This window comes from Chamaesiphon sp. VAR_48_metabat_403, assembly GCF_031422475.1.
GTDB lineage: Bacteria > Cyanobacteriota > Cyanobacteriia > Cyanobacteriales > Chamaesiphonaceae > Chamaesiphon.
The window spans coordinates 1-4154 of record NZ_JANPLS010000203.1; the positions used below are offsets into that span (position 1 = coordinate 1).

Below are 4154 nucleotides of genomic sequence, written 5' to 3' on the forward strand. Positions count from 1 at the left end.
CAAGAAGATCTCTTAGAAATTAAGAACTTTGGACTTAAATCGGCAGAGGAGGTGATCGAAGCTCTGGAAAAGCGACTGGGGATCAAACTACCCCACGATAAAGCCCAGTAACAGTTAGCGAGCGGGTGCAGTTAATCGAACAAATCGACTGCGACCGCACTAAACTGAAATGCTTTATGTAGTTAGATCCGCCTCAAGCTCGTGCGCCGCCTAGCGGCAGTCGAGTCCACATTAATTAAATCTAGGAAAAATACAATGCGTCATCGCTGTCGCGTGGCAAAACTGGGTAAACCAGCAGACCAACGCAAAGCCCTATTAAGGTCTTTGACTACCGAACTGATCCGCCACGGTCGGATTACCACAACTCTGGTTAAGGCGAAAGCCATGCGTCCAGCAGTGGAAAAAATGGTAACTCTCGCCAAATCTGGTACGCTTGCAGCGCGCCGTCAAGCGATGGGTTATATCTACGATACAGATCTAGTCCATAACTTATTTGCTGAAGCTCCCGAACGCTACGGCAATAGAGCGGGTGGATACACTCGCGTCGTTCGCACGGTACCCCGTCGGGGCGACAATGCTGAAATGGCGATTATCGAAATGATGTAGAGCCAGTCCCTCGCTAACTGTTATTTGTGACTCAATGGCTGCTAAAAACCACAAACTCATAACTAACAGTCCAGCCGAACGGGTCGCTCTAGTCATTCAATATTCGGGCACTCACCTGTATGGTTGGCAAAAGCAGCCCGCAGGACGAACGGTACAAGGCGAAATCGAACGAGCGATTGCTAAAGTCCTCGATCGATCCGTAGACATCTACGGTGCCGGACGTACCGATAGTGGCGTTCATGCTGCGGCTCAAGTCGCCCATTTCGACAACCCCAGCGTGATTCCCGCCACTAGTTGGGCAGCAGTGCTGAACATGCGGTTGCCAGATGATATTCTCATCCGCGCCTCCGCTCCAGTTGCCGATGATTGGCACGCTTGGTTCTCTGCCGCATATCGACGGTATCGGTACACCATCTATACGGCTCCACAACCTAATTTGTTCGTGCGACCCTATACTTGGCATTATTACCAGGAACCGCTAGTTATCGAGCGAATGCAAGCCGCTGTAGCTCCAATGCTGGGCAACCATCATCTGGCAGCCTTCCATCGTACCGATTCGGGTCGATCGCATTCTTGGGTTGATATTCAGGATATTTCGTGCGATCGTGACGAGCATTTCGTCCGCATCGAAATCCAAGCCAATGGATTTTTGTATGGAATGGTACGATTGCTAGTCGGGCTGCTGGTACAAGTGGGTAATGGCGATTTGTCAGTTGACGAATTTACCAAAATCTGGCAAACCGAGCAGCGATCGCAAGTCAGACATTCCGCGCCAGCTAAAGGGTTGTGCTTGCTACGGGTTGGCTACCCAGATTTTCCCTTCCCAGAGTCAATTTGGTACGATACCCAGCCCGAATTTCAACTGCCGAAAACTTAGTTTTATTTTTAGCTTTACTCAATTACATCTGTTGGGTAGAGCCTAGCGACACCCAACTTACAACTGATATACGATCGTGGAAAAAACCTACTTACCGCCAACTAATAATACGGCTGATGCCAAGTGGTACATCATCGATGCTGCCGACCAACGCCTCGGACGATTAGCCAGCCAAATCGCCATGGTATTGCGGGGCAAAAATAAACCCACCTTTACCCCTCACATCGACACTGGCGATTTCGTCATCGTGATCAATGCCGAGAAAGTCCAGGTCACTGGTAAAAAAAGCTCTCAGAAAGTCTACAGAAGACACTCCGGTCGTCCCGGCGGGATGAAAACCGAAGTTTTCTCCAAATTGCAAGTCCGCATCCCAGAGCGGATTATCGAACAAGCTGTTAAAGGCATGTTACCCAAAAATTCAATGGGCAAACATCTATTCACCAAGATGAACGTCTACGCAGGTACCCAGCACCCTCATGCGGCGCAAAAGCCTGAAGTCTTAGTCATCAACACTATTCCTAAAGCATAATCATGGTAGAAGCAAGCAAAAAGGCAGTTTACTGGGGTACTGGTCGTCGGAAATCGGCGATCGCCAGAGTCCGTCTGGTACCTGGTACTGGTAAACTAGTAGTCAATGGCAGAACTGGCGAAGACTATTTCAACTTTCAGAGCGGTTACATCTCGGCGGCGAGATCTCCATTAGAAACTCTCGGCTTAGAAGGTGAGTACGACATTCTCGTCAACGCCCACGGTGGCGGTTTGACCGGACAATCGGATGCTGTCAAACTAGGTGTCGCGCGCGCATTGTGCGAACTCGACCCCAATAACCGCAAACCCCTCAAAGTTGAAGGTTACCTCACGCGCGACCCCCGTTGTGTCGAGCGGAAAAAATACGGTCTGCACAAAGCCCGTAAAGCTCCTCAGTACTCGAAACGTTAAATCGATTATTGTCGGTTGGTTATTTCATCAACTGGGACAGCGATTGAAATCGCCGCTCGGAATGCAAAGTCCGCCTTCGCGGACTAAGATAATTTCCAAGTATCGTGACAATAAACGTCGATTAATTATCAGGGGTGAAAGTATCTGTTCGATCCAAACCCCTAATACCTAACACCTAACACCTAACCCCTAAGATTGTGGCAAAAGCAGATATTCATCCTACTTGGTACCCAGAAGCCAAAGTTTATTGCAACGGTGAAGTTGTGATGACTGTTGGTTCTACCCAACCAGAACTCCGCGTCGATGTGTGGTCTGGCAATCATCCCTTTTATACCGGAACGCAGAAGATTATCGATACCGAAGGTCGGGTCGATCGGTTCCTGAAAAAATATGGGATGATCGATACTACTGCGCCTGCGCCTGAGGCTACTGAAGCTACTGAAGAAAAAAAATAGCTTAAATAATCCAAATAACCTAGAGGTGCGATCTCTTTCGATTTCGCGTCTCTAGGTTTTTCAATATTAAAAAGCTCAAAAAATTATTAAATTGTTACCATCCGATCGCTCGACCCACTATGTCTACAATTTGCACTAAACGCACCAAATAAAGATCGATAAATAGTTATGGCAAAGGCAAATCGATCGCGATTGAATTTCACCAGATCGCAATCCAGTAATGCCATATATTAAATTTATACTAAATAAGGTATAATAAGAAATATGGAAGATAAACCTATCGACTGGATCGGCACCTCAAGAGACGATATTTGTTCTTTTCCAGATGATACTAAACGCAAAGCTGGTTTTGAACTGCGTAAAATTCAACAAGGGGAAGAACCTACCGATTTTAAACCGATGCCAATCGTGGGAAAGGGAGTGCAGGAAATTCGGATTAGAACCGAGAATGCATATCGAATCTTCTATGTGGCGAAGTTTGAAGAATGTATCTACGTTCTCCACGCTTTCCAAAAGAAAACTCAAAAAACGGCTAAGGGCGATATCGAATTGGGTCAAAAAAGATATCTCCAAATGCTGCAAGAGCGAGAACTAATCGAGCAGGAGAATAATTAGGATGAGTAACGTAACTAAAGGTAGCGATAATGTGTTTAAGGATTTGGGATTTGGGCATGAGGAGGCTGCAAATCTCAAAATTAGAGCAGATCTGATGATAAATCTGCAAAAGTTCATTAAATCCCAGAATTGGACGCAGGCGGAGGCGGCTAACTTTTTTGGGGAGACGCAGCCGAGAATTAGCAATTTGATGAATGGCGATATCGACAGGTTTGCGATCGATAAGTTGGTGCAAATGCTATCGCAAGCGGGAATGGAGGTTCGGATTGTAATAACGTCACAAGTCCCTGTTTAGCGATCGAGAATCGAGTATCGATCGACTCGATCCAGCCTACAACTAGATGTGTGACTTTATCATAATTTTGTGTCTCTAGGTTTTTCAATATTTAATTTCCATTCCCGTAAGAGTGGATTTAAGCCAAAATTTAGGTACGGTAAAGATAAATACCACGTAACCCTCATTCCAAATAGGAAAGCAGTCAGATGAGCGCGACAACCGCAGAATTAGCACGACTAATCGAGAAGATGACACCGAACTCCACGGTGCTAGATCTGCGTGGCTACGGACTTGAAGCTCTGCCAGAAAATATCGGCAATCTCACCTATTTAACCAAGCTCAATCTTAACGGTAATCGCCTCACCAGCTTGCCAGAGAGCATCGG

The 4154-nt window shown here is 46.6% G+C and carries 9 protein-coding genes; 8 read left to right on the top strand and 1 reads right to left on the bottom strand.

Annotation, left to right across the window (positions count from 1 at the left end; translation table 11 throughout):
- The 6 genes from RMO79_RS09505 to rpmE form a co-directional block, all read left to right on the top strand.
- The coding region (locus RMO79_RS09505; protein ID WP_310482893.1) for a DNA-directed RNA polymerase subunit alpha C-terminal domain-containing protein at nt 1-111 on the top strand (111 nt) is incomplete at its 5' end.
- Nucleotides 112-255: 144 nt separating this feature from the next.
- Entirely contained in the window at nt 256-606 is a 351-nt protein-coding gene (gene rplQ, locus RMO79_RS09510) for a 50S ribosomal protein L17 (RefSeq protein WP_295616769.1), read from the top strand.
- A 34-nt stretch (nt 607-640) separates the two neighbouring features.
- Nucleotides 641-1483, top strand: coding sequence for a tRNA pseudouridine(38-40) synthase TruA (gene truA / locus RMO79_RS09515; protein WP_310482887.1), 843 nt, complete (start codon nt 641-643; stop codon nt 1481-1483).
- 76 nt (nt 1484-1559) lie between these two features.
- Complete coding sequence (rplM, locus tag RMO79_RS09520; RefSeq protein ID WP_310482888.1) at nt 1560-2012, top strand: 50S ribosomal protein L13; 453 nt, start codon at nt 1560-1562, stop codon at nt 2010-2012.
- A gap of 2 nt (nt 2013-2014) precedes the next feature.
- Complete coding sequence (gene rpsI, locus RMO79_RS09525; protein ID WP_396136562.1) at nt 2015-2422, top strand: 30S ribosomal protein S9; 408 nt, start codon at nt 2015-2017, stop codon at nt 2420-2422.
- Nucleotides 2423-2619: 197 nt separating this feature from the next.
- Nucleotides 2620-2877, top strand: a complete 258-nt coding sequence (gene rpmE, locus RMO79_RS09530) for a 50S ribosomal protein L31 (protein WP_310482889.1) — start codon at nt 2620-2622, stop codon at nt 2875-2877.
- Between the two features lie 86 nt (nt 2878-2963).
- Here the strand turns inward: rpmE and RMO79_RS09535 are convergent, their stop codons facing one another.
- A complete protein-coding gene (locus tag RMO79_RS09535) occupies nt 2964-3104 on the bottom strand; it encodes a hypothetical protein (protein ID WP_310482890.1) in 141 nt (46 codons plus the stop codon).
- 37 nt (nt 3105-3141) lie between these two features.
- Here RMO79_RS09535 and RMO79_RS09540 point away from each other — a divergent pair, with 37 nt between their 5' ends.
- On the top strand, nt 3142-3492 hold the full coding sequence (locus RMO79_RS09540) for a type II toxin-antitoxin system RelE/ParE family toxin (RefSeq protein WP_310482891.1): 351 nt from the start codon (nt 3142-3144) through the stop codon (nt 3490-3492).
- Between the two features lies 1 nt (nt 3493).
- Complete coding sequence (locus RMO79_RS09545) at nt 3494-3787, top strand: helix-turn-helix transcriptional regulator (RefSeq protein ID WP_310482892.1); 294 nt, start codon at nt 3494-3496, stop codon at nt 3785-3787.
- The last annotated feature ends 367 nt before the right edge of the window (nt 3788-4154 follow it).

Bases quoted from the DNA above. Each gene is read 5' to 3' on its own strand.
- rplQ (WP_295616769.1), top strand. From the start codon at position 256: ATGCGTCATCGCTGTCGCGTGGCAAAACTGGGTAAACCAGCAGACCAA.
- truA (WP_310482887.1), top strand. From the start codon at position 641: ATGGCTGCTAAAAACCACAAACTCATAACTAACAGTCCAGCCGAACGG.
- rpsI (WP_396136562.1), top strand. From the start codon at position 2,015: ATGGTAGAAGCAAGCAAAAAGGCAGTTTACTGGGGTACTGGTCGTCGG.
- RMO79_RS09535 (WP_310482890.1), bottom strand. From the start codon at position 3,104: ATGGCATTACTGGATTGCGATCTGGTGAAATTCAATCGCGATCGATTT.
- RMO79_RS09540 (WP_310482891.1), top strand. From the start codon at position 3,142: ATGGAAGATAAACCTATCGACTGGATCGGCACCTCAAGAGACGATATT.
- RMO79_RS09545 (WP_310482892.1), top strand. From the start codon at position 3,494: ATGAGTAACGTAACTAAAGGTAGCGATAATGTGTTTAAGGATTTGGGA.